This window comes from Pseudonocardia sp. NPDC049635, assembly GCF_040659795.1.
GTDB lineage: Bacteria > Actinomycetota > Actinomycetes > Mycobacteriales > Pseudonocardiaceae > Pseudonocardia.
In genome coordinates this window covers 173,000-199,968 of record NZ_JBFAON010000008.1, presented here as the reverse complement: position 1 = coordinate 199,968, position 26,969 = coordinate 173,000, and the positions used below count along the sequence as shown (strand labels likewise).

Annotated in this window: 24 protein-coding genes; 15 read left to right on the top strand and 9 right to left on the bottom strand. The window is 72.7% G+C overall.

The genetic code is table 11. The features are described from left to right. Positions 1-11 precede the first annotated feature (11 nt). From AB0J24_RS13060 to AB0J24_RS13025, 8 genes are all read left to right on the top strand, one after another. Positions 12-506, top strand: coding sequence for an NUDIX hydrolase (locus AB0J24_RS13060; RefSeq protein WP_358679938.1), 495 nt, complete (start codon positions 12-14; stop codon positions 504-506). Continuing rightward, positions 503-2,812: a DUF6049 family protein gene (locus AB0J24_RS13055; RefSeq protein ID WP_358679935.1), complete on the top strand. Its 2,310-nt coding sequence runs from the start codon at positions 503-505 to the stop codon at positions 2,810-2,812. The genes AB0J24_RS13060 and AB0J24_RS13055 overlap by 4 nt, the downstream gene beginning before the upstream one ends. A 231-nt stretch (positions 2,813-3,043) precedes the next feature. Further along, positions 3,044-4,771, top strand: a complete 1,728-nt coding sequence (locus AB0J24_RS13050; RefSeq protein WP_358679932.1) for a protein kinase family protein — start codon at positions 3,044-3,046, stop codon at positions 4,769-4,771. A gap of 84 nt (positions 4,772-4,855) precedes the next feature. Further along, entirely contained in the window at positions 4,856-5,401 is a 546-nt protein-coding gene (locus tag AB0J24_RS13045; protein WP_358679929.1) for a sigma-70 family RNA polymerase sigma factor, read from the top strand. Between the two features lie 506 nt (positions 5,402-5,907). Further along, positions 5,908-6,237, top strand: a complete 330-nt coding sequence (locus tag AB0J24_RS13040; RefSeq protein WP_358679926.1) for a hypothetical protein — start codon at positions 5,908-5,910, stop codon at positions 6,235-6,237. A gap of 159 nt (positions 6,238-6,396) precedes the next feature. Next, positions 6,397-7,401 carry a thioredoxin-disulfide reductase gene (trxB, locus tag AB0J24_RS13035; protein ID WP_358679923.1) on the top strand — a complete coding sequence of 335 codons (1,005 nt, stop codon included), beginning with the start codon at positions 6,397-6,399 and terminating at the stop codon, positions 7,399-7,401. Between the two features lie 58 nt (positions 7,402-7,459). Next, positions 7,460-7,783: a thioredoxin gene (gene trxA / locus AB0J24_RS13030; RefSeq protein WP_358679920.1), complete on the top strand. Its 324-nt coding sequence runs from the start codon at positions 7,460-7,462 to the stop codon at positions 7,781-7,783. Positions 7,784-7,986: 203 nt separating this feature from the next. Continuing rightward, entirely contained in the window at positions 7,987-9,147 is a 1,161-nt protein-coding gene (locus AB0J24_RS13025; protein WP_358679917.1) for an N-acetylmuramoyl-L-alanine amidase, read from the top strand. A gap of 96 nt (positions 9,148-9,243) precedes the next feature. Here the strand turns inward: AB0J24_RS13025 and AB0J24_RS13020 are convergent, their stop codons facing one another. After that, positions 9,244-9,918 (bottom strand): GNAT family N-acetyltransferase, encoded by a 675-nt coding sequence (locus AB0J24_RS13020; protein WP_358679915.1) that lies wholly within the window; start codon positions 9,916-9,918, stop codon positions 9,244-9,246. 282 nt (positions 9,919-10,200) lie between these two features. Between AB0J24_RS13020 and AB0J24_RS13015 the strand changes: the two genes are divergently transcribed. Further along, on the top strand, positions 10,201-11,562 hold the full coding sequence (locus AB0J24_RS13015; RefSeq protein WP_358679912.1) for a PLP-dependent aminotransferase family protein: 1,362 nt from the start codon (positions 10,201-10,203) through the stop codon (positions 11,560-11,562). A 77-nt stretch (positions 11,563-11,639) separates the two neighbouring features. Next, the gene (locus AB0J24_RS13010) at positions 11,640-12,590 is read left to right on the top strand and encodes a D-alanine--D-alanine ligase (RefSeq protein WP_358679910.1); all 951 of its coding nucleotides are present in this window, start codon (positions 11,640-11,642) and stop codon (positions 12,588-12,590) included. Positions 12,591-13,817: 1,227 nt separating this feature from the next. On the opposite strand, the gene AB0J24_RS13005 is transcribed toward AB0J24_RS13010, so the two are convergent. From AB0J24_RS13005 to rpmH, 8 genes are all read right to left on the bottom strand, one after another. Continuing rightward, positions 13,818-14,786 carry a ParB/RepB/Spo0J family partition protein gene (locus AB0J24_RS13005; protein ID WP_358679907.1) on the bottom strand — a complete coding sequence of 323 codons (969 nt, stop codon included), beginning with the start codon at positions 14,784-14,786 and terminating at the stop codon, positions 13,818-13,820. Between the two features lies 1 nt (position 14,787). Then, positions 14,788-15,681 (bottom strand): ParA family protein, encoded by an 894-nt coding sequence (locus AB0J24_RS13000; RefSeq protein ID WP_358679904.1) that lies wholly within the window; start codon positions 15,679-15,681, stop codon positions 14,788-14,790. Between the two features lie 71 nt (positions 15,682-15,752). After that, positions 15,753-16,412 (bottom strand): 16S rRNA (guanine(527)-N(7))-methyltransferase RsmG, encoded by a 660-nt coding sequence (gene rsmG, locus AB0J24_RS12995; protein WP_358679901.1) that lies wholly within the window; start codon positions 16,410-16,412, stop codon positions 15,753-15,755. Positions 16,413-16,423: 11 nt separating this feature from the next. Next, the gene (locus AB0J24_RS12990; RefSeq protein ID WP_358679898.1) at positions 16,424-16,942 is read right to left on the bottom strand and encodes a R3H domain-containing nucleic acid-binding protein; all 519 of its coding nucleotides are present in this window, start codon (positions 16,940-16,942) and stop codon (positions 16,424-16,426) included. A 93-nt stretch (positions 16,943-17,035) separates the two neighbouring features. Further along, positions 17,036-18,175 carry a membrane protein insertase YidC gene (gene yidC / locus AB0J24_RS12985; protein ID WP_358679896.1) on the bottom strand — a complete coding sequence of 380 codons (1,140 nt, stop codon included), beginning with the start codon at positions 18,173-18,175 and terminating at the stop codon, positions 17,036-17,038. Positions 18,176-18,247: 72 nt separating this feature from the next. Beyond that, complete coding sequence (yidD, locus tag AB0J24_RS12980; RefSeq protein WP_358680020.1) at positions 18,248-18,505, bottom strand: membrane protein insertion efficiency factor YidD; 258 nt, start codon at positions 18,503-18,505, stop codon at positions 18,248-18,250. 68 nt (positions 18,506-18,573) lie between these two features. Beyond that, entirely contained in the window at positions 18,574-18,981 is a 408-nt protein-coding gene (gene rnpA / locus AB0J24_RS12975; protein WP_358679893.1) for a ribonuclease P protein component, read from the bottom strand. 27 nt (positions 18,982-19,008) lie between these two features. Then, entirely contained in the window at positions 19,009-19,146 is a 138-nt protein-coding gene (rpmH, locus tag AB0J24_RS12970) for a 50S ribosomal protein L34 (protein ID WP_085915072.1), read from the bottom strand. A 512-nt stretch (positions 19,147-19,658) separates the two neighbouring features. Here rpmH and dnaA point away from each other — a divergent pair. From dnaA to AB0J24_RS12945, 5 genes are all read left to right on the top strand, one after another. After that, positions 19,659-21,389, top strand: coding sequence for a chromosomal replication initiator protein DnaA (dnaA, locus tag AB0J24_RS12965; RefSeq protein ID WP_358679890.1), 1,731 nt, complete (start codon positions 19,659-19,661; stop codon positions 21,387-21,389). Positions 21,390-22,602: 1,213 nt separating this feature from the next. Continuing rightward, the gene (gene dnaN, locus AB0J24_RS12960) at positions 22,603-23,757 is read left to right on the top strand and encodes a DNA polymerase III subunit beta (protein ID WP_358679887.1); all 1,155 of its coding nucleotides are present in this window, start codon (positions 22,603-22,605) and stop codon (positions 23,755-23,757) included. 55 nt (positions 23,758-23,812) lie between these two features. Then, entirely contained in the window at positions 23,813-24,847 is a 1,035-nt protein-coding gene (gene gnd, locus AB0J24_RS12955) for a phosphogluconate dehydrogenase (NAD(+)-dependent, decarboxylating) (RefSeq protein ID WP_358679884.1), read from the top strand. Between the two features lie 7 nt (positions 24,848-24,854). Next, complete coding sequence (gene recF, locus AB0J24_RS12950; protein WP_358679881.1) at positions 24,855-26,090, top strand: DNA replication/repair protein RecF; 1,236 nt, start codon at positions 24,855-24,857, stop codon at positions 26,088-26,090. A gap of 378 nt (positions 26,091-26,468) precedes the next feature. Next, complete coding sequence (locus AB0J24_RS12945) at positions 26,469-26,873, top strand: DciA family protein (RefSeq protein ID WP_358679878.1); 405 nt, start codon at positions 26,469-26,471, stop codon at positions 26,871-26,873. Positions 26,874-26,969 lie beyond the last annotated feature (96 nt).

Here is a 26,969-nt window from a genome sequence, read left to right as displayed (position 1 = left end):
ACCATCGCCACATGTCCACCTCCCGCGGCCGCTCCGGGGGGCGTCGCGCGGGACGCTCGTCCGACCGGCGCCGCCGCCTCCGCACGGTGGACGAGACGTCCGCGGGTGGGCTCGTGGTCGACCAGCGGTCCGGTGCGGCGGCACTGATCGGGCGTCTGGACCGGCGCGGCCGGTTGCTGTGGTCGCTGCCCAAGGGGCACATCGAGGCCGGTGAGACCGCGGAACAGGCGGCCGTGCGCGAGGTCCGGGAGGAGACCGGCATCATCGGTGAGGTGCTGGCACCCCTGGGCACCATCGACTTCTGGTTCGTAGCCGAAGACCGACGCGTGCACAAGACCGTGCACCACTACCTGATGCGCGCGCTGGGCGGTGAGCTCTCCGATGCCGACGTCGAGGTCTCCGAGGTGGCCTGGGTGCCGCTCGGCGAGCTGGAGGGCCGACTCGCCTACGCCGACGAACGCCGGTTGATCCGGCACGCGTCCAACCTTCTGGAAGAGACCGCGTGAGCCGGGTCGCGGCCCTGGTCGCGATCCTGCTCGTCGCCCTGCTGACCGGGTCGGTGGCGGTCCCCGCCCCGGCACGCGCCCAGCCACCGCCGGACGTGGCTCCGGTCCGGCTCGAGGTCGACGCGATGGCGCCGCGGGTGGTCACCTCGGCCGGACCACCCGAGCTCGTCGTCACCGGTTCGGTGGTCAACACCGGGTCGGACCCGGTCGAGGACCTGTCGCTGCGGGTGCAGCGCGGCCCGGCGGTCGACGGCGAGCCCGCGCTGCGCAGCGCGTTCGCCGGCGAGGCCCCGGTGGACGACGCGACACCGGCGTTCGCCGCGCTCGGACCGGTGGGCCCCGGCGCCTCGGTCCCGTTCCGCTACTCGGTCCCGCTGACCGGTGACCGGACGGTCTCGCTCGCGCTGCCCGGGCCGGGCACCTACCCCCTGCTGGTGAATCTCAACGGCACGGTCGACGGCACGCCGTCCCGGATCGCCGGGATCCGCACGGTGCTCCCGGTCTCCTCGCTCCCCGCCCCGTCGCTCCCCGGGCCGGCGCCCGGATCGATCCCTCCGGGAAACACGCCGGGAACGACACCGCCCGGGGCGCCGACACCGGTCTCGATGCTCTACCCGATCACCGACGCGCCCCGTCGGATCCCGCCGGTGCCCGGGCAGGTCCCGGTGCTCACCGACGACGATCTCGCCGTCTCGATGGCGCCCGGCGGGCGCCTGCACGACCTGGTCGACGGGCTCGCCACCGGTGCGCCGCCCGGCTCACCGGTGCGTGCCGCGCTCTGTCTCGCGATCGATCCCGAGCTGGTCGCCACGGCGGTCGCGATGAGCGGTGGTTACGAGGTCACCGTCGGACCGGACGGTGAGACCGCCCCCGGTCGCGGGGCCGCGACGGCAGGCGAGTGGCTCGAGTCGCTCCGGGACGCGGCGGCGGGCGCCTGTGTGCTGTCGCTGCCCCCGTCGGACGCCGATCTGGTCGCGCTGGTCCGCGCCGGCCAGGCCGAGCTGGCCCGCACCACCCTCGGTCAGGGCCGCGCCGCGCTCGCCGAGCAGCTGGACACGGCCGTTCTCGACGACGTCGTGTGGCCGGCCGACGGCGTGCTGGACGAACCGACCCTGGAGGCGCTCGGCGGTGACACGCGGTTCGTCCTCTCCGCCGACGGCGTCTCCTCCGGCCGGACCTCGGGGGTGGTCCGGTTGGAGGGGCCGGGTGGTGGTGACCGCGCTGTGCTGGCCGACCCGCTGCTCGCCCGGGCGGCGACCGGCCCGGCCGTCGTCGAACTGCAGGAGGGCGGTGCGGGCGGCCTGGCCGGCCAGGAGCTGGCCGGGGCCCTGACCTTCCGGGCCGCGGCGGGTCCGACCGATCCGCCGGAGTCCCTGCTCGTCGCACCCCCGCACAGCTGGCCGGGCGGCGGACAGGCCGCCGCCGGGGTGCTCTCCGCGCTGGCCGCACTGATCCAGGACGGCAGGCTCACACCGGCCGGGGTGTCCGGCGTCGCAGCCCGGGACGATCCCGCCGCGGAGCCCGCCCGGTTGTTCTACCCGGTACAGGCCGGCGGGGCGGAGATCCCGGGTGCGGTGATCGACACGGTGGCCGCCCAGGTTCGTTCGATCGAGGGCCTGCGCGGTGCCGCCGAAGCCCGGACCGGGGTCGGAGCGAGCCCGGCCGAGGTGTTCGACCCGCTGGTCCGCGGGACGCTGCGGGCGGCGTCGTCCTGGTGGCGGACCGACCCGGCACGGGCCGAGCGGGAGGCGGCGATCGTGGCCGGGCGGATCGAGCAGATCCGGGCGTCGGTACGGGTCGTCCAGCCGCCCAGCCCGTACTCGCTCGGGACCAGTGACGCGCCGCTGCTCATCACCGTCGCCAACGGGTTGCCCGTCACGATGAACGTCAGGGTCGTGCTGTCCAGCACCACCGGCCTGCGGGTGGCCCCGATCCCGGTCCAGACCGTCCCGCCGCTGGGCCGGGTGCAGGTCAGGGTGAGCGCGCAGGTGACGCGTTCGGGCCAGTTCGGGGTGAACGCGGGCCTGCGCACCCCCGACGGGGCCGAGCTCGGCCCGGACACCCGGCTGCGGGTCCGGTCGACCGTCTACGGCACCGTCACGGTCTGGCTGACCGGCATCGCCGGCGCCTTGCTGGTGGTGCTCGTGGTCCGCCGGATCGTCAGGCGGATCCGGACCGGCGGCGGCGCGCCGGGAGCACGTGCCGGCGGTGCGGCGGACGGCGCGACCGACCCGTCCCCGGGCGGTCCCACCGCGCCCGGCCCGTCCGGCCACAGGCCCGCCCCGGACTCGGCGCCACCGCGCTGACCACGACTCCGCACGGTTCGCCCCACTCGCCCACGGCCCCACATCTACCGTTCGTCGCATCGAAGCGACCTTTTGGCGAGAAACAACGTCGGTGCAGCAAACCTTTCCCAAACCCCGTTCGATGACTGGTCGAGCGGGTCGCGAAAACCGTCCTCAGCTCGTCCGCACGGGACGGGGTGCCGTAGGCTGAGGGCGGACGAGACACCAGCGCGCCAGGGGGAGGCGAAGCCGTTGAACGGGCAGATCGACGAGCGCGCTGCCCGGACGGCGACCCCGGCCGCGGACCGGCATCCCTCGCTCGATCCGGTGGATGCCGCCGAGCCGGCCACCGCCGTCACCCCCGGTGAACCCGATCTGCCCAGCGGGGCCGACACGCAGGCCACCGCCCGGGTTCCCGCGCAGACCCGGCCGGCCGAGCGGGTCCACCCGGCCCGCGACGCGGTCGGCACCGCCGCGGGATCGCCCCTCACCGACCGCTACGTGCTGCGCCAGCGCACCGGATCGGACCCGTCCGCCGGTGCCGAGTTCTGGCGCGCCGAGGACACCGTGCTGCGCCGTCCGGTTGCCGTCACCCTGCTCCGCAGGTTGCCCGCCGACGACCGTTCGGACGACCCGGAGGGCTCGGCGCGGGCCGGTGAGATGATCGTCCGCGCACTGCGGTCGGGCTGCTTCGAGCACCCGGGGAGCGCCCGGCTGCTCGACGTGCTGGCCCCGGGGACACACGGCCTCCCCGCCGACGTGCTGGGCGCCGCCGTGGCCGAGTGGGTGCCGGGCAGGTCGCTGGCGGAGACCGTCGCCGAGGGGCCGCTGCGGGCCCCGCGCGCCGCCAAGGCCGTCGAGACGCTCGCGGCCGCCGCGACCCAGGCCCACCAGCAGGGCCTGGTGCTCGGCTGCGACCATCCGCAGCGGATCCGGATCACTCCGGACGGCCGCGCGATCCTCGCTTTCCTGCTTCCCCGCCCGTCCGTGTCGGCCGCCGACGACGTGCGCGGTCTCGGCGGGCTGCTGTACACGCTGCTCACCCGCCGGTGGCCGCTGTCGGTCGCCGACGCGGCCCGGGCCGGGCTGGTCGCCGCGGAGCGGACGCCGACGGGCCGGCTGCGCTCGCCCGCACAGCTGCGTCCGGGCGTCCCGGTGGAACTCGACACGCTCTGCATGGGGGCGCTCGGTCAGGCCGGTGAAGGCGGGCTCGGCCGGGTGCACACCGCGGCCGCGATGCACCGGATGCTGGCCGATGTCGTCGCCGAGCACGCCGACCAGGCGTTCTTCCCGCCGGTGCACGACGGAGCGCCGTCCGATCCGGACGATGTCTGGCAGGACTCCGACCGGCTCGCCGACACCCGCGACGATCCGCAGCGCCGCCGGAACCTACGGGTCGGCCTGGCCGTGCTGGCGGTCGGCGTGCTGGTCGTGCTCGGTTACCTGGGGATCCAGGTGGGTGCACTGTTCGGCGGCTCGGGTACGCCGCCGGTCGTCATACCGCCGGCGGCGTCCGCGCCGGTGCAGCCGCAGCCGGCCGCCCTCTCCGCGCCGGTGGGCGACGTCACGGTCCAGGTCTTCGACCCGGTCGGGGACGGGGACAACGCCGGCTCCGTGGGCCGGGTGGTCGACGGCGACCCGGCGACGTCGTGGAGCACCAGCCGGTACTTCCAGCAGTTCCCCGCGCTCAAGCCCGGCATCGGGATCATGGCCTCGTTCGGCTCGCCGGAGCCGGTGAGCCGGTTGACGATCGAGTCGGCGAGCCCGGGAACCGTGGTCGAGGTCCGCACGGCGCCGTCCGCGGACGCGACGCTCGGGCAGACCGACCTCGTCGACACGGTCACCTTGCAGGAGGGGGAGACGGTCGTGTCGCTGGACGACGCCGAACCGACCGGTCACGTCCTGCTGTGGATCACCTCGCTCGGCCCGGGCAACCAGAGCGAGATCGGCGAGATCTCCTTCGAGCGAGCCGTTCAGTAGGCCCCGTCGGCCCGGCGTTCGCTGCTGCGAACCGTTCCGCCCGGACACCGGTGGTCGCCCCCCGACCGGACCTACCGTGCCCCGGTGACCACCGTCGACCGGTCCCCGCGGCCCGCCGGGCCCGATCTCGACGAGGTGTTCCGGGCACATGCCGACCGGCTCTGGTCGGTGGCACTGCGCATCCTGGGCGACCCGGCCGAGGCGGAGGACGCGGTGCAGGAGGCGTTCCTCTCGGCTCTGCGCTCGCCGCGATTCCGGGGCGAGGCCGCGCCCGGGACCTGGCTGCACCGGATTCTGGTGAACGGCTGCATCGACCGCATCCGGCTGGGTGCCCGTCGCCGCGACCGAACCCGGCCCCACGATCACGGCCGGGGCGGGGGCGACGCCGGGCCACCGGTGGTCCGGGATCCGGCCGGCCCGCTCGTGACCAGGCTGACGCTCGACGAGGCGCTCGCGATGCTGCCCACCGAGCAGCGGGTGGCGGTGGTGCTGGTGGACGGGCTCGGCTACCCGGTCGCCGAGGTTGCGGAGATCACCGGTGTCGCCGGTGGGACGGTGAAGAGCCGGTGCGCACGCGGCCGGGCGCGACTGGCCGCGCAGCTCGGGAGCCTGCACGAGGGGGACCGATGAACGCACCCCGGAATTTTTCTCGGCATTCTGACGAGAACACCTTTCCGTCTGATCGTCGATCTGACGAGAACCCAGGTTCAACTGGGGAAACAGCCAGCTGGGCCGCTTACACTCGTGACTCTGACGATAAACGGGATGCGGCCGCCCGGGGCCGGCTCGAGGACGCCCTCCGGCCGGTGCCGATGCCCGACGAGGTCGCCGACCGGATCCGTGCACGCCTGCGTTCCGAACTCTCCGAACTCTCCGGACCACCGTCCGGGGCCCTCCGGTCGCACACACGGGCACCTGCCGAGCCGAGACCCGGGCGAGGGGCCGGCCCGAGGACCCGGCAGGCGACCGGGCGCGGGACCGGGTGGAGGACACGGCCTCGGGCAGGGGCCGGGCCGACGACGCCGACCGGATCACGGACCGGCCCGTGGGCGTCCGCGGCATCGCGCCGCCCCGTCCGTCTGCTCGCCGCAGCCGGTGCAGCCGCCGCGATCGCCGCTCTCGCGATCGTGCCGGGCGTGTTCCGGCCGGGTGGCGACCGGCCGGCCGAGGGCCCCCGGCCGGTCGCCGCCGACACCCCGGAGGCGCTCCGCAACGCCGCGCCGGGGGCAGGGCTGCCGGACGGTCCCTTCGCCGATCCGGCCCGGGTACAGGCCTGCCTGATCGCCGCCGGCGCCGCGGATCCCGATGCCCCGCTGCTCGCCACCCGGCCGTACCCGGTCGCCGGGCAGCCGGGCGTCCTGCTCGTGCTGGGCACGGCCGAGCTCGGCCGGCTGCGGTTGCTCGTCGTCCCGCCGGACTGCGGGCCGGGAACCGGCCGGGTACTCCTGGAGGGCAGCGCGCCCTGACCCGACCGGGCATCCGTGCCCCGGTTCGCTCTCGGAGCACCGGGAATGCTCCTGTCTAGGATCTGGTTCGAGAGAACAGAGAGCTACGACGCGGGGCGGACCCCGCGAGCCCCGTCATCGCGCGCCCCGGACGGGGAGCGCCAGGAGGGATCGGTACCGGTGACCACCCACGACACCGTGCACAATCTGATCATCATCGGCTCCGGCCCGGCCGGTTACACCGCCGCGGTGTATGCCGCACGGGCCCAGCTGGCGCCGCTCGTCTTCGAGGGCAGCCAGTTCGGCGGCGCGCTGATGACGACCACCGAGGTCGAGAACTACCCCGGCTTCACCGACGGGATCATGGGCCCCGAGCTCATGGAGCAGATGCGTGGCCAGGCACAGCGCTTCGGCGCCGACCTGCGCGCCCAGGACGTCGACGAGGTCTCGCTCGCGGGTGAGATCAAGGAGGTCCGGGTCGGGAGGGAGACCTTCCGCGCCCGAGCCGTCATCCTGGCGATGGGCGCCGCACCGCGTTACCTGCACGTCCCCGGTGAGCAGGAGTTGCTCGGCCGCGGCGTCAGCTCCTGCGCCACCTGTGACGGGTTCTTCTTCCGGGACCAGAACATCGCGGTGATCGGCGGCGGCGACTCCGCCATGGAGGAGGCCACCTTCCTCAGCCGGTTCGCCGAGACCGTCACCGTCGTCCACCGGCGCGACGAGTTCCGGGCGTCGAAGATCATGCTCGAGCGTGCCCGGAACGACCCGAAGATGCGCTGGCGCACCAACGCCGAGGTCACCGAGGTGGTCGGGGACGGCTCGGTGAAGCAGCTGAAGCTGCGCGACACGGTGACCGGTGAGAGCGACGCGCTCGACGTGACCGGCATGTTCGTCGCGATCGGGCACGACCCGCGCAGCGACCTGGTCCGCGGGCAGGTCCCGCTCGACGACGAGGGCTATGTGAAGGTCCTCGCCCGCTCCACCTACACCGACGTGCCCGGCGTCTTCGCCTGTGGTGACCTGGTGGACCACACGTACCGGCAGGCCGTCACTGCGGCCGGGTCCGGCTGCTCCGCCGCCATCGACGCCGAGCGCTGGCTGGCCGGGCGCCCCGTCTCGCCGGAGCTGGCCGGCGGCGGTTACGGCGATGCGCCTGCCGAGGAGGTCGCCCGGGCAGCGCACTGACGCCCGGCACGATCGACCCCACCGACCACCCCGACCTGTTCCGACCGAAGGAGAAACCATGGCCAACACGATCGACGTCACCACCAGTTCGTTCGACCAGGACGTCCTCAAGAGCGACAAGGCCGTCCTGGTCGACTTCTGGGCGACCTGGTGCGGTCCGTGCAAGATGGTGGCCCCGGTGCTCGACGAGATCGCCGGCGAGCACTCCGAGAAGCTGACCGTCGCCAAGCTCGACATCGACGCCAACCCGGAGGTCGCCCGCGACTACCAGGTCATGTCGGTCCCGACGATGATCCTGTTCAGCGGCGGCAAGCCGGTGAAGCAGATCGTGGGTGCGAAGCCTAAGGCGGCACTGCTCGCGGATCTCTCCGACCACCTCTGACGATCGCCCATGTGCTTCTAGCACATCGATATCACGCTGCGTGTCCCGGTTGATCACAACCGGGACACGCCCGTGTACGCCCCGCTGCACTACCCCGCGGCCCGGGCAGGGCACAATGGTCGTCGGCCGTCGCCCGGGTCACCGGGTGCGACCAACCGAACAACGGGCGCCGCACGGCGCCATCGACTGCGAGCGAGGGGTGCATGCAGCTGCTCCGGCGCGGGGACTCCGGTCCTGCTGTTCACGAGGTCCGGGTAACGCTGCAGCAGCTCGGTCTGCTGCCCGATCCACCGGCGGACCACGCGTCCCGGCATCAGTTCGACGATGCCGTGGACCACGCCGTGCGGGTGTTCCAGCAGGGGCGCGGCTTGATCACCGACGGCATCGTCGGCCCGGACACCGCTCGCGCCCTGCGCGAGGCCGGTTGGACGCTGGGCGACCGGATGCTCTCCTTCACCCTCTCCACGCCGACCACCGGTGACGACGTCGCGACGCTGCAGGAACGTCTGCTGGAGCTCGGATACAACCCGGGCCGCCCGAGTGGTCTGTTCGACCAGCAGACCGAGCAGGCGCTGATGCGCTTCCAGCGCGACTACGGGATGGTCCCGGACGGTGTGTGCGGCCCGGAGACGCTGCGGGCGCTGCGCCAGCTGGGCCGCAAGGTCACCGGGGGCCGGCCGCACCTGCTTCGCGAGCAGGAGCTGCTGCGCCGCGCCGGGCCCCGCATGCGTGGCAAGCGCATCGTGATCGATCCTGGGCACGGGGGGGACGACCGCGGCGTCGAGGTCGCAGGCGTGACCGAGGCCGACCTCATGTGGGATCTCGCCCACCGACTCGTGGGGCGGATGTCCGCGACCGGTATGGAGGCGCTGCTCTCCCGCCCGGAGAACGGCAACCCGCCGGACGCCGAGCGCGCGGAGTTCGCCAACGAGGTCGGTGCCGATCTCGTCGTCTCGCTGCACACCGACGCGAGCTTCAGCCCGAAGGCCCAGGGACTGGCTACCTACTACTTCGGCAACGGCTCCGGCACCACGTCGAACGTGGGGGAGGCGCTCGCCGGGTTGATCCAGCGTGAGCTGCTCACCCGGACCTCGATGCTCGACTGCCGGAGCCAGACCTGCACCTGGGAGCTGGTCCGCCGGACCCGGATGCCCGCCGTCCGGGTCGAGACGGGTTACCTGACGCATCCGGGGGACCGTCGCAAGCTGCTCGATCCCGGATTCCGGGATGTCGTGGCCGAGGGCATCCTGGTCGCCGTGAAGCGGCTCTATCTGCTCGGGCAGGACGATCAGCCCACCGGCACCTTCACCTTCAACGATGTGCTGGCTCGCGAGTACGGCAGAGACCAGATCAGGGCCGTTTAGACGCATTCCCGGGTTCGCGGGCCCGTGACACCGGGAGGGAACCGAAAGTCGATCAGCGGCGATCTCAGGAAGCCCTGAGATCGCCGCTGACGTCTGTCATGACTGATCCGGTACCCGACACTGCCCGGCGCGAACAGGCGTCTTGGTCGCGATCGGTGCCGGAGTCTGCATCGGGATCGTCACCGTGTTGAACAGCTGTTCAAGGGCGGCCTCGACATCGGACTTCCATTCGATCCCGGATCGGAGCTCCATCCGCAGGCGCGGCCAGCGGTGGTGCGGACGGACCGTCTTGAACCCGACCGAGCGGAGGAAGTCGGCCGGCACGACGCAGTCCGCCTCGGTGCCGGGGCGGGCGTCACCGAACGCCTCGACGGCGCGGACGCCGCGGCGGACCAGCTCCTTGACGACGGCCTGGGCGAGTGCCCGGCCCAGTCCCTCACCGGAGAACTCCGGTAGGACCTGCATCGTGGTGAGCAGCACCGCATCCGCGCTGACCGGACCGGTGGGCATCTCGGCGGCGCGGGGCACCGAGGCAGGCGGCGCGAACAACACGTAACCGGCGGGGACACCCCCGACATAAACGACCCGGCCGCACGACCCCCACTCCAGGAGGATCTCGGACAGCCAGGCCTCCTTCTCCAGATCGGTGGTGCCGTAACCGTCGGCCTGCTCGGCGAGTTTGGGGGAGAGTTCCCAGTAGACACAATTTCGGCAGCGTTTAGGAAGATCAACCAGGTTGTCCAGGTTGAGCGCGGCCACATGCCAGGACACGGATCGAACCTCCGCCTGTCGTCGTCGCGCGGGACTCGCGCACATCCGCGGAACGATCGGCCCCGGAGATCATCCCCCCGAACCGGCGCAACAGCCCCCGTCGCTGTACCCGGCCCCCGCAATGGATCCGGCGATCCGCCTACCCCGAGGGTAAGCGGATTTCAGTGCCACCGTCACCCCGGAAAGGCCCACCGGTCCCTTCGTGACGACGAAGGGCAGGGCCGTCACCCGTCGCGGTTACACTCGGACGACCATTTCGTCTCGTCGAAGGGGAGCACCTCGATGCCCTCGCCCGATCACCCGCAGCAGCCCGACGCCCGCCGCACCGCGGCAGCGGCGGCGGCCGCAGCGGCAGGGGAGAGCCCGGTGTTGCTCCCACCCACCGAGCGTTTCGCGCAACGCACCGCCGGGATGACGGCCTCGGAGATCCGTGCGCTGTTCGCGGTCGCGAGCCGGCCCGAGGTCGTGTCGCTGGCCGGCGGCATGCCGAATCTGGCTGCGCTGCCCCTGCAGTCCCTCGCCTCCGAGGTCGCCGAGCTGGTCGACGTCGACGGGATGACCGCGCTGCAGTACGGCTCGGCGCAGGGCGTGCCGCAGCTGCGCGAGCAGATCTGCGAGGTCATGCGGGAGGAGGGGATCGAGGGCGATCCGAACGACGTCGTGGTGACCGTCGGCTCGCAGATGGCTCTCGACCTGCTGACCCGGATCTTCATCGATCCGGGCGACGTCGTCCTGGCTGAAGGGCCCTCCTACGTCGGCGCCCTGGGCAGCTTCGCCGCCTACCAGGCGCGGGTCGTGCACGTCGCGATGGACGAGCACGGGCTCGTCCCGGCACGGTTGCACGAGGCGCTGGAGTCGTTGTCGCGAGAGGGGACCACACCGAAGTTCCTGTACACGATCCCGAACTTCCACAACCCGGCCGGCGTGACCCTCGCCCACGAGCGGCGGCCGCAGATCCTGGACCTGTGCCGCCGCTACGGCGTGATGGTGATCGAGGACAACCCGTACGGGATGCTCGGCTTCACCGGGCAGGTGCATCCTGCGCTGCGATCGTTCGACCCGGACGTGATCTACCTCGGATCGTTCTCGAAGACGTTCGCCTCCGGCCTACGGGTCGGCTGGGCGCTCGTGCCACCGCTGGTCCGGGACCGGCTCGTCCTCGCCGCGGAGTCGGCGACCCTGTGCCCGCCGAGCTTCACCCAGATGCTCGTGTCCCGGTACCTGTCGCACCACGACTGGCGCAGCCAGATCAAGACGTTCAGCGAGAACTACCGGGAGCGGCGGGACGCGATGATCGCTGCGCTCGAGACCTACCTTCCGGAAGGCTGCAGCTGGACCGTGCCGGACGGCGGCTTCTTCGTCTGGCTCACCGTCCCGGCGGGCGTCGACACGAAGGCGATGCTGCCGCGCGCGGTGACGGCGCGGGTCGCCTACGCGTCCGGGACCGGTTTCTACGCGGACGGTTTCGGCAGCCGTCAGCTGCGACTGTCCTTCTGCTACCCCACGCCGGAGCGGATCACCGAGGGCGTCCGCCGCCTGGCGGCGGTGCTGGAGGCGGAGCTCGACGTGGTGCGGACCTTCGGCACTCCGGACCGTCCGGAGCTCAAGCGCGGCTCGGACAACCCTGCCCCCGACACGACCTGATCGCGGTTTCACGTGAAACGCCCCGGGCCGGTGGTCCGGGGCGTTCCCGTCTCCGGGCCATGCAGCAGAATGCCCGGGTGAGCGATCGAACGGTGGCCGTGCTGGCCGGAGGCCTGTCCCACGAGCGCGAGGTGTCCCTGCGATCCGGCCGCAGGCTCGCCGGCGCGCTGCGGGCGAACGGCATGGACGTGCGCGAGTGGGACGTCGACGGCGCCCTGCTGGGTCGCCTGACCGAGGAACGTCCCGATGTCGTCGTCGTGGCACTGCACGGCGGTGAAGGGGAGAACGGAGCCGTCCAGCAGATCCTGGAGCTGCTGCACATCCCGTTCGTGGGTACGCCGTCCGGTGCGTGTCGACGGGCGTGGGACAAGCCGAGCGTGAAGGCCGAGCTGGTGCGTGCCGGGCTGACGACGCCGGACTGGGTCGCGCTTCCACATTCCACGTTCCGGGAGCTCGGCGCCCAGGGCGTGCTGGCCGCGATCGTCGAACGGCTCGGGCTCCCACTCGTCCTCAAGCCGGACCAGGGCGGCTCCGCGCTCGGCGTTCAGGTGGTGCGGGAGGCTGCCGAACTGCCGGCCGCGATGGTGAGCTCGTTCGCCTACGCCGACACCGTGCTCGCCGAGCGCTACGTGAGTGGGACCGAGGTCGCGATCTCGGTCGTGCACGACGGAGCCGAGCCACGGGCACTGCCTGCCGTCGAGGTCGAGGTCCCGTCCGGCTTCTACGACTACACGTGCCGCTACACGCCAGGGGCGGCGACCTTCCACTGTCCGGCGCGGTTGCCCGACGAGGTCCTGGCGACCCTCGCCGACACCGCGTTGACCGCGCATCGCCTGCTCGGCATGCGGGACCTCTCGCGCACCGACGCGATCGTCGACGACGAGGGGCGCGTGCACGTGCTGGAGATGAACGTGTCACCCGGCCTGACCGACACGTCGTTGCTCCCGACCGCGGTCACGGCGGCTGACTCGGACCTCGCGACGGTCTACCGCGCACTCGTCGAGCGCGCCGCGTCCCGCCCGGGCTGAGATGTTCCACGTGAAACCGGTGGATGTGGGCGCGCCGGTTTCACGTGAAACCCCGCGCGCCGCCGGAACTCGTGCAGGATGGTCGGATTCCGGACCGAGCTGCGATCTGTCGGGCCAGGGCCGGGGAGCAGCGGGCGGTCCGGACGTCGATCGTGCATCCGTCGACGCCGGGACCAGGGGAGGCAGGGGAGCGCGACCCCTGCCGGTACTCGGGTAGGCCGGAGTCGGGCGGCGCCGCGCCCCCCGTCCCTTACCGGTGAGTTCTCGGCGGACCGGACCGATCACCGGTCCGTGTCGGTGCGGTCCGCAGGCGCGTCGGGCCGGCGCAGACACGGCACGTGCGCAGGCAGCCGAGGTTCGCGCTGTGACCACCGGTCGACGGGCCCACCGGGCTGACCCCGGAGCCGCGGGAGGCGAGGGCCGCGCACGGGTAGCCCGGGTGCGGCACCGGAATCGGCGCGCCGGGGCGGGATCGGGGGACGCCAGGACGGACCCCCGAAGCCGAGGCGAAGCCCGCCCCACGGAGGCCGAGCCCGGACTGCCGGAGCGGAGACCCAGCACCCCGAGGGGCCGTCAGGACACCCACCCCGCGCAGCCGAGGCGACCGACGTCTCGCCGCCCGACAGGTGCGCGACCCGAGCCACTGAGCGGACGAGGTCCGGCCCGCTCCGCCGGCGACCTCCGGCCTACGCACCCAGGCCCAGGATCGCGCGCACCCGTCCGGGATGAGCACGCACGACCCGGGGGAGGGGGACGCCAGGTGCCTCGGGAACAGCAACGCCGTGGCGCCCGCCCGGAGCGCACACCATGATCCCTGTCTTGGGAGTGCCGGACCTCTGAAGGCGCGCCGGCACTCCCAAGACAGGGATCATGAAAGGCGCGAGCGACCTCTGCCGGCGCCCCGCCTCTGCCATCCGCGCACGACCACCGAGCGCTGTACCCGGACACGCCTCGGCCACGCACCCCGTAGTCCGTCGGTGTTCGGGCCGACCGTGCCCCCGCGCACCGACCTGACCGCCCGGTTGCCCGCCAGACGGCCGGCATCCGCCGACCCCGACCGTGGCGCCGATGGGATCAGCGCCCCACCGCCCGGAACAACGGCTCAGTCCGCCCCTGTCCGCCCCCGGCGCCCTGCCGGGGGATTCCTGCGGCCTCCCCGGTGCCGGGCGCCCAGCGGCCGATCTGGGGCGCCCTCAGATCCCCGCTGCCGGGCGCGGGGGAGGCGACTCAACCCTTGTCCCGCAGACCCATCATTCCGGTGATCCGTTCCAGGTCCTCCACCGAACCGAACTCGACGACGATCCGGCCCTTCCGCTGACCCATCTCGACCTTCACCCGGGTGTCGAAGGTGTCGGAGAGCCGATCGGCCATGTCGGTGAACTCGGGCCGCTGCACACCCTGCCTGCGGGGGCGCGGTTCACGTGCCGGCCCCTCCTGCCGGGCCAGCACGACGGCCTCCTCGGTCGCGCGGACCGACATGCCCTCCGCGACGATCCGGCTCGCGAGCTCCTCCTGCCGGCCGGCGTCCTCCAGGCCGAGCAGGGCGCGGGCATGCCCGGCCGACAGCACACCGGCCGCCACCCGCCGCTGCACAGACACCGGGAGCTTCAGCAGACGGATCATGTTGGTGACCACCGGGCGGCTGCGGCCGAGCCGGTCGGCGAGCTCGCCGTGGGTGACCCCGAACTCGGCGAGGAGCTGCTCGTAGGCGGCCGCCTCCTCGAGCGGGTTGAGCTGCACGCGGTGGATGTTCTCCAGCAGCGCGTCGCGCAGCATCACGTCGTCGCCGGTGTGCCGGACGATCGCGGGCAGCGTCTCCAGGCCCGCCCGCTGCGCGGCGCGCCAGCGCCGCTCGCCCATGATCAGTTCGAAGTCGGGGCCGGACCGGCGGACGACGATCGGTTGCAACAGGCCGAACTCGCGGATCGAGTGCTCCAGTTCGGCGAGCTGCTCCTCGTCGAACTGGGTCCGGGGCTGCTTCGGGTTCGGGACGATCCGCTTCAGCGGGATCTCCCGGTACTCCGCTCCACCGTCGACGACCGCTGTCTCCGGTTCGTGACCGTCCCGGCGTACCGGCCGGTCCGGCCGGTGCATCGGGGCCACCGATCCGCGTCCCGGCCCGGGGCCGTCCTCGACCGGTGCGGTGGGGATCAGCGCCGCCAGGCCACGCCCGAGGCCACCCTTGCGTTCGGCCATCTCAGCGCCCGCCCGAACGGTAGGCGCCGGATGCACCGTGTTCGGCGATCTCGCGGGCGGCGTCGACATAGCTCATCGCGCCCCGCGAACCGGGGTCGTACTCCAGCACGGTCTGGCTGTAGCCGGGCGCCTCGGACACCTTCACACTGCGCGGGATGACGGTCCGCAGCGCCGTCGGGCCGAAGTGTTGGCGCACCTCGGAGGTGACCTGGTCGGCCAGCTTCGTCCGGCCGTCGTACATGGTCAGGAGGATGGTCGAGACGTGCAACGCCGTGTTGAGGTGCGACCGGACCAGGTCGATGTTGCTGAGCAGCTGCCCCAGCCCTTCCAGCGCGTAGTACTCGCACTGGATCGGGATGAGCACCTCGGACGCCGCGACGAGCGCGTTCACCGTCAGCAGGCCGAGCGAGGGCGGGCAGTCGATCAGCACGTAGTCGACGTCGAGTGCGTCGAGGTGCTCGTCGGCCAGCGCCTGGGACAGTCGCGACTCCCGGGCCACCATGCTGACCAGCTCGATCTCGGCGCCGGCCAGGTCGATGGTCGCCGGGACACAGAGCAGGTTCGGCGACGCGGTGCTGGTCACCGCGGCCTCCTCGAGGGAGATCTCGCCGAGCATCAGCTCGTACACCGAGGGGGTCCCGGTGCGGTGCTCGACGCCGAGCGCCGTACTCGCGTTGCCCTGCGGGTCGAGGTCGATCACCAGGACCCGGATCCCGTGCATCGCCAGCGCGGCGGCCAGGTTCACGGTGCTGGTCGTCTTGCCGACGCCACCCTTCTGGTTGGCGACGGTCAGGACACGTCTCTCGGCCGGCCGGGGCATGCTGTGCCGATCGGGATGCAGCACGCGGGCGGCACGTTCGGCCTCGTCCGCGATGGGGGTCCAACCGAGACTCACGCGCAGCCCTCTCTCCGTCGATTCCCCTGGTGATGTTTCACGTGGAACAGCCGAGAACGGTGTCCTGCTCATCATCGCCGTTGTTTCCTCCGGTTGCGGCGGGGCGCGCCGATACGCGGAATCTCGACCACCGTGGTCAGCGGATCGACGACACCGGCACCGCACTCGTGGATCCGGGCGTCGCCGCCCCCCAGTGCCCGGACCGCGTCCACGTCGCGCGCGATCTCCTCCGGGGCGGAGGCACCCTTCAGCACCAGCATCGCACCACCGGTCCGCAGCAGCGGAAGGCACAGCCCCGCGAGCCTGGCCAGCGGCCCGACCGCCCGGGCGGTGACCACGTCGGCGCCCTCCCATCGTCGCAGAACGGAGGGCTCCTCGGCACGCCCGCGCTCGACGGCGACGTCGAGCCCGAGGTCCGAGATCACCTCGTCCAGCCAGTCGACCCGGCGGGCCAGCGGCTCCACGAGCACGATCCGCAGGTCCGGGCGGGCCAGCGCCAACGGTATCCCGGGCAGGCCCGCACCGGAGCCGACGTCGACGACCTTCGCGTCCGGCGGTACCACCTCTGCGAGCACCGCGCAGTTGAGCACGTGCCGGTCCCACAGCCGGTCCCGCTCGCGCGGTCCGATCAGACCGCGCTCGATCCCGGACGTCGCCAGGTGATCGACGTAGCGGACCGCTGACGGCAGCCGCCCACCGAACACCGCCGCGGCGACGTCCGGGGTCGCCACCCCGTCGACGCTCACTTCGCGTGGACGACGACCTGCCGGCGCGGCTCCTCGCCCTCGCTCTCGCTGATGACGCCCTTCACCGTCGCGACCGCGTCGTGGACGACCTTGCGCTCGAACGGGGTCATGGGGCGGAGCCGGACCGACTGCCCCGACTGCTTGACCTCCCGGGCGGTCTCCAGTCCCAGATCGGTGAGCTCGTCGCGGCGGCGCTTGCGCCAGCCGGCCACGTCGAGCATCAACCGGCTGCGGCTGCCGAGCTGTTGCTGCACCGCGAGCCGGGCGAGCTCCTGGAGGCTCTCCAGCACCGCACCCTTGTCGCCGACCAACTTCTCCAGGTCGGTGTCGCCCTCGCTGCCCTCGATGCTGACGATGGCCCGGCCACCGTCCACGTCGAGATCGATGTCACCGTCGTAGTCCAGGATGTCGAGCAGACGCTCCAGGTAGTCACCTGCGACGTCGCCCTCCTGGATCAGCAGGTCGTCACCGGACGGCTTGTCCTGGACGCCGCCGTCCTGAGCAGTGGTGGACACGGGATCTCCTCTCGCTGGGGTAAGCAGGTTCGCGGCGTCGGGCCCGCGCGGCGGTGGGGTCCGCCGGGGCCGTCGGGCGCCGCGGCTGGGGGGTCAGCGGCGCTTGCCGCGCTTGGACTTCGTTCCCTGGCGCCGCTGCACGGGTTTCGCCCCGGGCTTCTTGCCGCCTGCCCCGGCACCGTTCTTCGCGGCGCCGTTCGTGCGGTTGCCCGATCCGTTGGCGGCCGAACCGTGCCCTGCCGACCCGTTTGGGGTGTTCGACGTCCCGCCCTGGGCGGAAGCACCGTCCGTGCCCTTGGCCGCGTCGGAGTCCAGCGGCTCATCGGCGATCGCACGAACGTCCTTCGCGGTGCCCTTCTCGCCCTTGCGGACCGGCTTCTGACCGGGACGCGGCGCGAGGGCCTTCGCCGACTCGGTGGCCTTCTGCTCCTTCTCCGCTTCCTCGGCGTCGATCCGCTTGTACACGACCCACTGCTGACCGAGCGTCCAGAGGTTGTTCGCGACCCAGTAGAAGAGGACCGCGAGCGGCAGGAAGGGCGCACCGACGACGACACCGATCGGGAACACGTAGAGCATCAGCTTCTGCATGATCTCGGCCTGCGGGTTCGCCGCGACCGTGCCGGCGGCGATCTGTGCCTGCTGGCGCGCGACCGAGTGCCGCGCCGTGATGTGCGTGAAGACACCAGCCATGATCATCAGCGGGATCATCACGACCCACTGGGAGACCAGGTTGCCGCCGAGCTCGGCGACCGAGGAGGTGTTCTGCAGCGGCCAGATCGCGGCGCCGAGCTTGGAGCCGAAGAAGTCCGAGTCGACGAACGACGCGTTCTCCTCGGCGTTGAACACGTAGTTCTCGGTCTTGCCCGGCTTGAACTCGCGCAGCACGTGGAACAGGCCGATGAACACCGGGATCTGCACCAGGATCGGCAGGCAGCCCATGATCGGGTTGGCGCCGTTCTGCTGCTGGAGCTTCTGCATCTCCGTGGCGAGCTTCTGCCGGTCGTTGGCGTACTTCTTCCGGAGCTTCTGCATCTCCGGCGCCATCTCCTGCATCTTGCGCATGGAGCGGACCTGGCTGACGAACGGCTTGTAGAGGATCAGCCGCAGGGTGAAGACGAGGAAGACCACCGACAGCGCCCACGCGGTGCCGCTGTCGTCGCCCAGCACGAAGCCGAACACCTTGTGCCAGACCCACATGATGAAGCTGACGGGGTAGTAGATGAAGTCCAGCACGGGTGTGTTGCTCCTCGGGGTCTCGGGTCGGGCACGCTGTGCGGCGGGCCGCGCCGTCTGGAGGCCTTCGGTTCAGGACGGATCGGTGGACGCCCGGCCGGGGTCGCCGGCCCGCGGCGCTCCGCGCGGCCGGCGGGGTGGCACCGGGTCCCACCCGCCAGGGTGCCACGGGCCACAGCGCAGCAGCCGCCACACGGTGAGCCCGAGGCCGCGGACGAGGCCGTGGGTCCCGAGCGCGTCGACGGCGTAGGCGCTGCAGCTGGGGTGGAAGCGGCAGCTCGGCAACAGGTTCGGTGAGATCCAGACCTGGTACCAGCGGACCGCCGCCATCGCCGCCCGGGCGCCGGGGCCGGCCCGGGGGGCGGCGTCGCGTTCCTCGCTCACCACGTCCTCCTCGGCTACGGATGCGCCGTGGGCGCGGTCCGGGCGCCGTCCGGTGCGGACCTCGGCCGTCGCGGGCGGCTCGCCGCCCGCAGTGCCGAGTCCAGGTCCGCACCGAGCTCGGCGGAGGTGGCGGTGGCGGCCGGCGGCAGGGCCCGTACGACGAGTGCCGAACCGGGCGGGAGCGCGCTCAGCCGGTCGGCCACCAGGTGCCGCAGGCGCCGGGTCACCCGGTGCCGGACGACCGCGTTGCCGACCGCCTTGCTCACGACGAAACCCGCCCGCGGCGAGACGTGCTCGGGCACGTCGCCGGGGCGGGTCGGGTCGAGATGCACCACGAGCCTCGAGCGTCCGGCACGTCGGCCGTTCCGGATCGTCGAGGCGAAGTCTGGCCGGCGGGTGAGCCGGGCGTGTGCCGGCAACACGGCGCTGGCCGGTCGGGGCGCCGGCCGTCAGGCCGAGACGTTGGTGCGCCCCTTGCGGCGGCGCGCGGCGAGGATCGCGCGGCCGGCACGGGTGCGCATGCGCAGCCGGAAACCGTGCGTCTTGGCCCGGCGGCGGTTGTTCGGCTGGAAAGTACGCTTGCTCACGGTCGGCTCTCCTGGTCGGCGGCTCGCAGGCGCCCTGCGACGCCGATGATCTCTACGGTCACTGGCACTGGTTCGTGGGCCACCGGTCGCCACGCTCCTCGCGTGCGAACGAGGCGCGTCGGTGGACGGGCGGCATGCACGTCCTGACCAGTGTCCGAGAGTCAAGGGTACGCAGCGCGTTTCGAGGGGGTCAAACCACCCCCTCGGGCGTCCGCCCCGGGGACGGTGGGCGCGCCGCTGCTGGTAGCGTCCCCTTTCCCGCTGCTCCGCGGCGGGGGTAACGATCGTCCGTGCCAGGAGCGAGCCCCACACGCGACCCGTCCGGCGGCCCCGCCGCGAGCCGGGCGGGACGTGCTGCGTACCTTTACACACAAGTGTGGACAACTCTGGGGATACATCTGCGTACCGACGCGGAGGACGTGTCCGAGGGCGGAGTGTCCGAGGGTGGAGAGGGCAGGTTGGTCCGGGGGGAGCAGCCGCCGACGGCGGCCGAGCGGGAAGGGGAACCGCGGATGACCGACCAGCCGGGCGATCTCGGCCGGGTCTGGAACCGGGTCATCGCCGATCTCTCGGGTTCCTCGGCGGAATCCGGCGCCCCCGCCCTGTCCCCCCAGCAGCGCGCTTTCCTGCGGCTGACCCGGCCACTCGGGTTGCTCGACGGCACGGCGCTGCTCGCCGCGCCCTCCGAGTTCGCCAAGGACGCGATCGAGCGCATCCTGCGCCGGCCGATCAGCGACGCACTGGGCAGGCATCTGGGGGTCTCGGTCAATCTCGCCGTCGTCGTCGACGCCTCCGCGGCCTCCGGTGGCACCGAGGTGCCCGACCCGCCGGGGTTCGGCCTCGCACGCAGCGGATCGGCCGGGGACAGCGCCCGGGACACCGGCGACGGCGACGGCCCCCGGCTCGGCGAGCCCCGGCCCCCGTACGCCGATGCCGCCCCCTCGCACGCCGGTCAGTCCCACCCCGGTCGGTCGGACGACCCCCGGCCCCAGCCCGCGCACGACCGCTCCGTGCAGATCGACGAGCCGGTCCCCGGCGAGGCCGCCGAGCCCGACCGCTCGTACCCCGCCGAGCCGGCGCCGGTCTCGCCCGGTGGCTGGGCCCCGCAGGCCACCCAGCCGGACCCGCCGGCCCGTGACTCCGGCGGCGGCACCGCCTGGCCCGCCTACACCGCGCCGCAGGCCGGCGACCCGGTCGCGCCGCGCTCGCAGACCCGGCTCAACGAGCGATACACCTTCGACACGTTCGTCATCGGCGCGTCGAACCGGTTCAGCCACGCGGCCGCGGTGGCCGTCTCGGAGGCGCCGGCGCGCGCCTACAACCCGCTGTTCATCTGGGGCGAGTCCGGGCTGGGCAAGACCCACCTGTTGCACGCCGTCGGGCACTACGCCCAGCGGTTGTTCCCCGGGATGCGGGTCCGGTACGTCAGTACCGAGGAGTTCACCAACGACTTCATCAACTCCCTGCGGGACGACCGCAAGGTCGCGTTCCAGCGCCGCTACCGCGACGTCGATGTGCTGCTGGTCGACGACATCCAGTTCCTGGAGGGCAAGGAGGGGACGCAGGAGGAGTTCTTCCACACCTTCAACACCCTCCACAACGCGAACAAGCAGATCGTCGTCTCCTCCGACCGGCCGCCGAAGCGCCTGGAGACCCTCGAGGACCGGATGCGCACCCGCTTCGAGTGGGGGCTGATCACCGACATCCAGCCGCCCGAGCTGGAGACCCGGATCGCGATCCTGCGCAAGAAGGCCGCCCAGGACCGGCTCGCCGTCCCCGGCGAGGTGCTGGAGTTCATCGCCGAGCGGATCGAGCGCAACATCCGCGAGCTCGAGGGGGCGCTGATCCGGGTGACCGCTTTCGCCTCGCTGAACCGGCAGGCGGTCGACACCCAGCTCGCCGAGATCGTGCTGCGCGACCTCATACCGGACTCGGCGGCCTCCGAGATCACCGCACCGACGATCATGGCGGTGACCGCCGAGTTCTTCAGCGTGACGCTCGACGACCTCTCCGGCCCCGGCAAGACGAAGGCGCTCGCCCAGGCCCGGCAGATCGCCATGTACCTCTGCCGTGAGCTGACCGACCTGTCGCTGCCCCGGATCGGGCAGACCTTCGGCGGCCGGGACCACACGACCGTCATGCACGCCGACAAGAAGATCCGGAACGAGATCTCGCTCCGGCGGAAGACCTTCGAGCAGGTGCAGGAGCTGACCGCGCGGATCAAGCTGCGCGCCCGGCACTGACCCCGCGCCGCTCCCGTCCGCGCCGGCCGGACGGGAGCGCCCGCCCACGAGGCCGGGCCGTCGGACGCGGCCGCGCCGCGCCGACGCTCCCGACTCACCTCGCCGGCGTCGTGCTCTCTCGTCCCGCCCCACCCGCACCGTGCTCTCTCGTCCCGCCCCACCCGCACTGTGTTCTCTCGTCCCGCCCCACCCGCGCCGGAAGAAGAGTTGTCCACCGTCCGGGCCGTCGATCCACAGCGCGGCGGCCGGCCCGCAGGCCCGGTGGCGCCGGTCACCGGCCGCGCCGGGACCGATTCCGTCGCACCCACACGGTCACCGGCCCCCAGCGACGCCGTACGGCGCGGGCCCGGCCGCCCCGGCGTGATCGGGTACCCCGGCGACGGTCCGCTCCGGGGCCGCCTCCGGCGGCACGGCGATCCCGATCGGGTTCGGCGTGCCGGGCCCGGCGTGTCGCTCCCGCAGGTTCCGTTCGTCGGCCGGTAAAGGGCACTCGGCGCACCGCCACCCGAGCAGGTGATCATCCACGCCGACCGGCTCGTCACCCTCTGTCGACCGGAATGTGACAGGTGAGGCGAATGTGGGTTCACGACGCAATGCAACGGTGCCGCTCGACGTGCGGTCTCCATCACCCTCGGTCCACGATCCACCACGTTTCCACCCACATCTGGGGACAACTCTGTGGATGGACCGCGCCGGGCCCGTGGACGGACGGGCCGCGATCCGTGGACAACTCACCCCGGAACCCGGGATGGATCGGGGACTGCTGGGGGAGCGGGCCACCCGTCCACCGCCGCGGCGACCTGTCAACGGGTGCCCCCACCCTCACGTCCCCAGTCGACGCGGCCTGCTGACCAGCACGGATGCCGTCCATCCACACTGTGCACAGGACTTACTACTACGACGGGTCTTCTCTTCTTCTTCTCTACTACCCAAGAAGAGGCGTGTGGACCGACCCGGACGTGGTCACTCCACCGGCACGACCCGTCGCCGCCGCGGGCTCGGTGACCGGCGGGGTGGCGTGGAAACTGTCGGGGGAAGGCTCTACCGTGAGCGTCCCGGCGAACCCGGGTCCCGATCTCGCAGCAGCCGCCTACCGGTGGCATCGCACAGCCGCTGCGGGGAGGGCACCGGCTCGTCGCAGCACCGCCGTCCCGCCGGCGGCCCGAGGCCCCGTACGGGCAGCGAGCCGAGGCGCTACCGGGGAAGGTCCTTGATGAAGTTCCGGGTCGAACGCGACGTCCTTGCGGACGCAGCTGCCTGGGTGGCGCGCAGCCTTCCGGCACGTCCGCCCGTACCGGTCCTCGGCGGGGTCCTCATCCAGTCCGACGGCGAGGCGGCCGAGCGGCTCACGGTCTCCGGATTCGACTACGAGACCTCCGCCCGGGTCGAGCTCGACGCGACCGTCGGCGAGCCCGGGCGCGTGCTGGTGTCCGGGCGGTTGCTCGCCGACATCACCCGGGCGTTGCCGTCCAAACCGGTGGACCTGGTGGTCGACGGTGCGCGCGCCACGATCAACTGCGGCAACAGCCGGTTCAGCCTGCCGACCATGCCCGTGGAGGACTACCCGCAGCTGCCGGAGATGCCGCAGAAGGCGGGCTCCGTCGCCGCCGATGCGCTCGCCGCTGCGGTCGCGCAGGTGGCGGTCGCGTCCGGCCGGGACGACACGCTGCCGATGCTGACCGGCGTCCGGCTCGAGATCGAGGGCCCCCAGCTCACGCTGGCCGCCACCGACCGGTTCCGGCTCGCCGTCCGCGAGCTCGAGTGGGTGCCTGAGGACGCGTCGATCTCGACGGCGGTGCTCATCCCGGCGAAGACCCTGGCCGAGGTCGCCAAGACGCTCGCGGGCTCCGGCACCGTCGAGATCTCGCTGTCCGCCGGTGACGGCATGCTCGGCCTGACCGGCGGCGGCCGTCGCTCCACCAGCCGACTGCTCGACGCCGAGTTCCCCCGCTTCCGTCAGTTGATCCCGGCCGAGCACACCACCGCCGTCGAGCTGGACGTCGCACTGCTGGTCGAGGCGATCAAGCGGGTGTCGCTGGTCGCCGACCGGGTCGCCCAGATCCGGCTCGAGTTCGGCGAGGACGGTTTGCGCCTGGCCGCCGGAGGGGACGATGTCGGCTCCGCCGAGGAGGAGCTGCCCTGCGCACTGGACGGCAACCCGCTGACCATCGCGTTCAACCCGGGGTACCTGCTCGACGCGCTCGGCGCGTTGCACACCGACCGCGCACAGCTGACCTTCACCACCCCGAACCGGCCCGCTCTCGTCCGGCCGGTTCCCAAGCCCGCCACCGACGACGCCGAGGAGGCACCGTCGCCGGAGAAGGCCGGCTACCTGCACCTGCTGATGCCGGTCCGGCTGCCCGGCTGAGCAGCAGTACCGCCGGAACCTGCAGTACCGCCGGCGGCGGCACCGACTCCCCGCCGTGCCGGCGTCGAGGCGGGGAGGGAACACTCGGCACCGGCGTGATCGACGCCGCCGGTCCGCAACGCGGCCGGCGGCACCGACTGAGGGGGCATTCGCTGTGCAGATCGGCCTGATCGGACTCGGACGCATGGGCGGTAACATGCGGGAGCGGCTGCGCGCCGCAGGCCACGAGGTCGTCGGTTTCGACCCCCGGCCCGAGGTGAGCGACGTCGGCTCGCTGCCCGATCTCGCGGCCGCGCTCGAGGCGCCGCGGACGGTGTGGGTCATGGTGCCCTCGGGCGAGCCCACCCGGAACACGATCGCCACCCTGGCCACCGTGCTGGAGTCCGGCGACATGGTCATCGAGGGCGGCAATTCTCGTTACACCGACGACAAGCCGAACGCCGCGCTGCTCGCCGAGCACGGCATCGGATACGTGGACTGCGGGGTGTCCGGCGGGATCTGGGGCAAGGACAACGGTTACGGCCTGATGGCCGGTGGCGAGGAGGAGCACATCACCCGCGCGATGCCGGTCTTCGACGCGCTCCGGCCGGAGGGTGCGCGGGAAGAGGGCTTCGCGCACGCCGGCCCGGTGGGCGCCGGCCATTTCGCCAAGATGGTGCACAACGGCATCGAGTACGGGCTGATGCAGGCCTACGCCGAGGGCTTCGAGCTCATGCAGGCCAGCGAGCTGATCACCGACGTGCCCGGGGTGGTCCAGGCGTGGTCGCGCGGGACCGTGGTCCGGTCCTGGCTGCTGGACCTGCTGGTCGCCGCGCTGAAGGACGACCCCGACCTGGACGGGCTCGAGGCATGGGTCGACGACTCCGGTGAGGGCCGGTGGACGATCGAGGAGGCCATCGACCACGCCGTCCCCCTGCCGGTGATCTCGGCGGCCCTGTTCGCCCGGTTCTCCTCCCGGCAGGACGAGTCCCCGGCGATGAAGGCGGTGGCCGCGCTGCGTCAGCAGTTCGGCGGGCACGCCGTGAAGAGGTCCGGCCCGGCCGGGGCGCCGGGCGACAAGGCGGGGCCGGCGTCCGGGACGGGAGGCTGACCGCTCGGTGTACCTCAGGCGGTTCTCGGTCACCGACTTCCGGTCATGGCCGGAGGCCGAGCTGGAGCTCGACCCCGGCGTCACCGTGCTGGTCGGGTCGAACGGTGCGGGCAAGACGAACCTCGTCGAGGGCGTCGGATACCTGGCCTCGCTCGGGTCGCACCGGGTCAGCTCCGACGTACCGCTGATCCGGCGTGGCACCGAGCAGGCCGTCGTCCGCGGTGAGGTACACCATCACGGCCGCAAGCTCGGCGTCGAGCTGGAGATCAACTCCGGGAGGCAGAACCGGGCCAGGGTGAACCGGTCCCCGGTCTCCCGTCCGCGTGACGTCCTCGGGATCCTGCGCAGTGTGCTCTTCGCGCCGGAGGACCTCGCACTGGTCCGCGGCGACCCCGCGGAACGACGCCGGTTCCTCGACGAGCTGCTGGTCGCCCGGTTCCCGCGCTACGCAGGCGTCCGCTCGGACTACGACAAGGTGCTCCGCCAGCGCTCCGCACTGCTCAAGTCGGCGAAGCCCGCACTGCGCGCCGGGCCCCGCGGGAGAACGCGTCCGCGGCCCGAGGCACCTCCGGCCGAGGACCTGCCCGACGACCTGACCACGCTCGAGGTCTGGGACGGTCATCTCGCCCGCACCGGGGCCGCGCTGCTGGCCGGTCGCCGGGAACTGGTCGTCGCACTCGCCCCGTACGCGCGGGAGGCCTTCGCCCGGATCGCGCCGTCGTCGGACCCGATCGGGCTGGACTACCGGTCCAGTCTCGGCACCGACGGGGTGGTCGACCTGCCGTCGTCGACCGAGGAGCTGGAGGCCCTGTTGCTCGCCCGCCTCGCCGAGGTCCGGCGTCAGGAGATCGAGCGCGGCGTGTGCCTCGTGGGGCCGCACCGCGACGAACTGGAGCTCGCGCTCGGCGAGGGGCCGGCGAAGGGATACGCCAGCCACGGCGAGTCGTGGGCGTTCGCACTGGCGTTGCGGCTGGCGTCCTATCGCCTGTTGCACGCCGACGACGTCGAACCGGTCCTGGTGCTCGACGACGTGTTCGCCGAGCTCGACTCCGCGCGCAGGCGTGCACTGGCCGAGCTGGTCTCGGGGGCCGAGCAGGTACTGGTGACGGCCGCCGTCGCCGAGGACGTCCCGCGTGAGCTGGACGGCACCCGGTTCCGGGTCGGCGACCGCCGGGTCGTCCGGGAGGGTGCCGGGCCGAGCGGGCCGGTGAGCGACGCGGCACAGGACGGGGGAGCGGCGTGACCGTTGCAGCGACTTCCCGTCACGGATATCTCGACCGCATCACGGCGACCTGGGGACAAGCCTGTGGATTCTGTGGATAACTCCGGAGGGGCGGGGCGCGGGCACCGCCGAGGCACCGGGAACCCCCGGACACGGCGTCGTGACGGCGGAGCGAACGGTCCCCGTCCTGGGGATAGACGGACCGGTGACGCGCCGGACGCCGATCACGGCCCGGTCACGGGCGGTGGGGTCCCGGGCGAGCAGGGTGATCTCCTCGCCGGCGAGCGAGCCGGTCTGCGCGGCGCGGATCTGGCCAGGGACGCCCTGCGTGCGGCGCGGGAGGCGACCGCGCGCAAGGCGGACGAGCGGGCCGAGGAGGCTCGCCCGAAGCTGCGGGTGGTGTCCGGGAGGGGCCGGCGCAGGCGCTGGTCCGGTTCGGGTCCGGACGACCGGGACCCGCAGCCGTTCGGCCGGGTGGTGTCCCGGGTGTCGATGGACCGCGGCTGGTCGTCGCGGCTCACCGACGCCACCGTCCTCGGGCGCTGGCCGCAGCTGGTCGGCCCGGACGTCGCCGACCACTGCGTCCCGGTGTCGCTGCGCGACGGCGAGCTGACCCTGCAGGCCGAGTCGACCGCCTGGGCCACGCAGCTCCGGACGCTGCAGCGCCAGCTGCTCACCAGGCTGTCGGCGGCCGTCGGGCCGGACGTCGTCCGGCGGATCCGGGTGGTCGGTCCGAGCGGCCCGAGCTGGCGGCACGGGCCCCGGCACGTGCGTGGGCGGGGCCCCCGCGATACCTACGGCTGACCGGGGGCGGCGGCATCCACCGATCGGCCGGTGCGAGGCGGCCGCGGACAGGCCCCGAGCGCGTGACGGCGCCGTGCCGGTCGTGAGGGCCCGGAT

Excerpts from the sequence above, each read along its gene's own strand:
- AB0J24_RS13060 (WP_358679938.1), top strand. The coding sequence starts at position 12 with ATGTCCACCTCCCGCGGCCGCTCCGGGGGGCGTCGCGCGGGACGCTCG.
- AB0J24_RS13025 (WP_358679917.1), top strand. The coding sequence starts at position 7,987 with ATGCAGCTGCTCCGGCGCGGGGACTCCGGTCCTGCTGTTCACGAGGTC.
- AB0J24_RS13015 (WP_358679912.1), top strand. The coding sequence starts at position 10,201 with ATGCCCTCGCCCGATCACCCGCAGCAGCCCGACGCCCGCCGCACCGCG.
- AB0J24_RS13005 (WP_358679907.1), bottom strand. The coding sequence starts at position 14,786 with ATGGCCGAACGCAAGGGTGGCCTCGGGCGTGGCCTGGCGGCGCTGATC.
- trxA (WP_358679920.1), top strand. The coding sequence starts at position 7,460 with ATGGCCAACACGATCGACGTCACCACCAGTTCGTTCGACCAGGACGTC.
- dnaN (WP_358679887.1), top strand. The coding sequence starts at position 22,603 with ATGAAGTTCCGGGTCGAACGCGACGTCCTTGCGGACGCAGCTGCCTGG.
- yidD (WP_358680020.1), bottom strand. The coding sequence starts at position 18,505 with ATGGCGGCGGTCCGCTGGTACCAGGTCTGGATCTCACCGAACCTGTTG.
- dnaA (WP_358679890.1), top strand. The coding sequence starts at position 19,659 with ATGACCGACCAGCCGGGCGATCTCGGCCGGGTCTGGAACCGGGTCATC.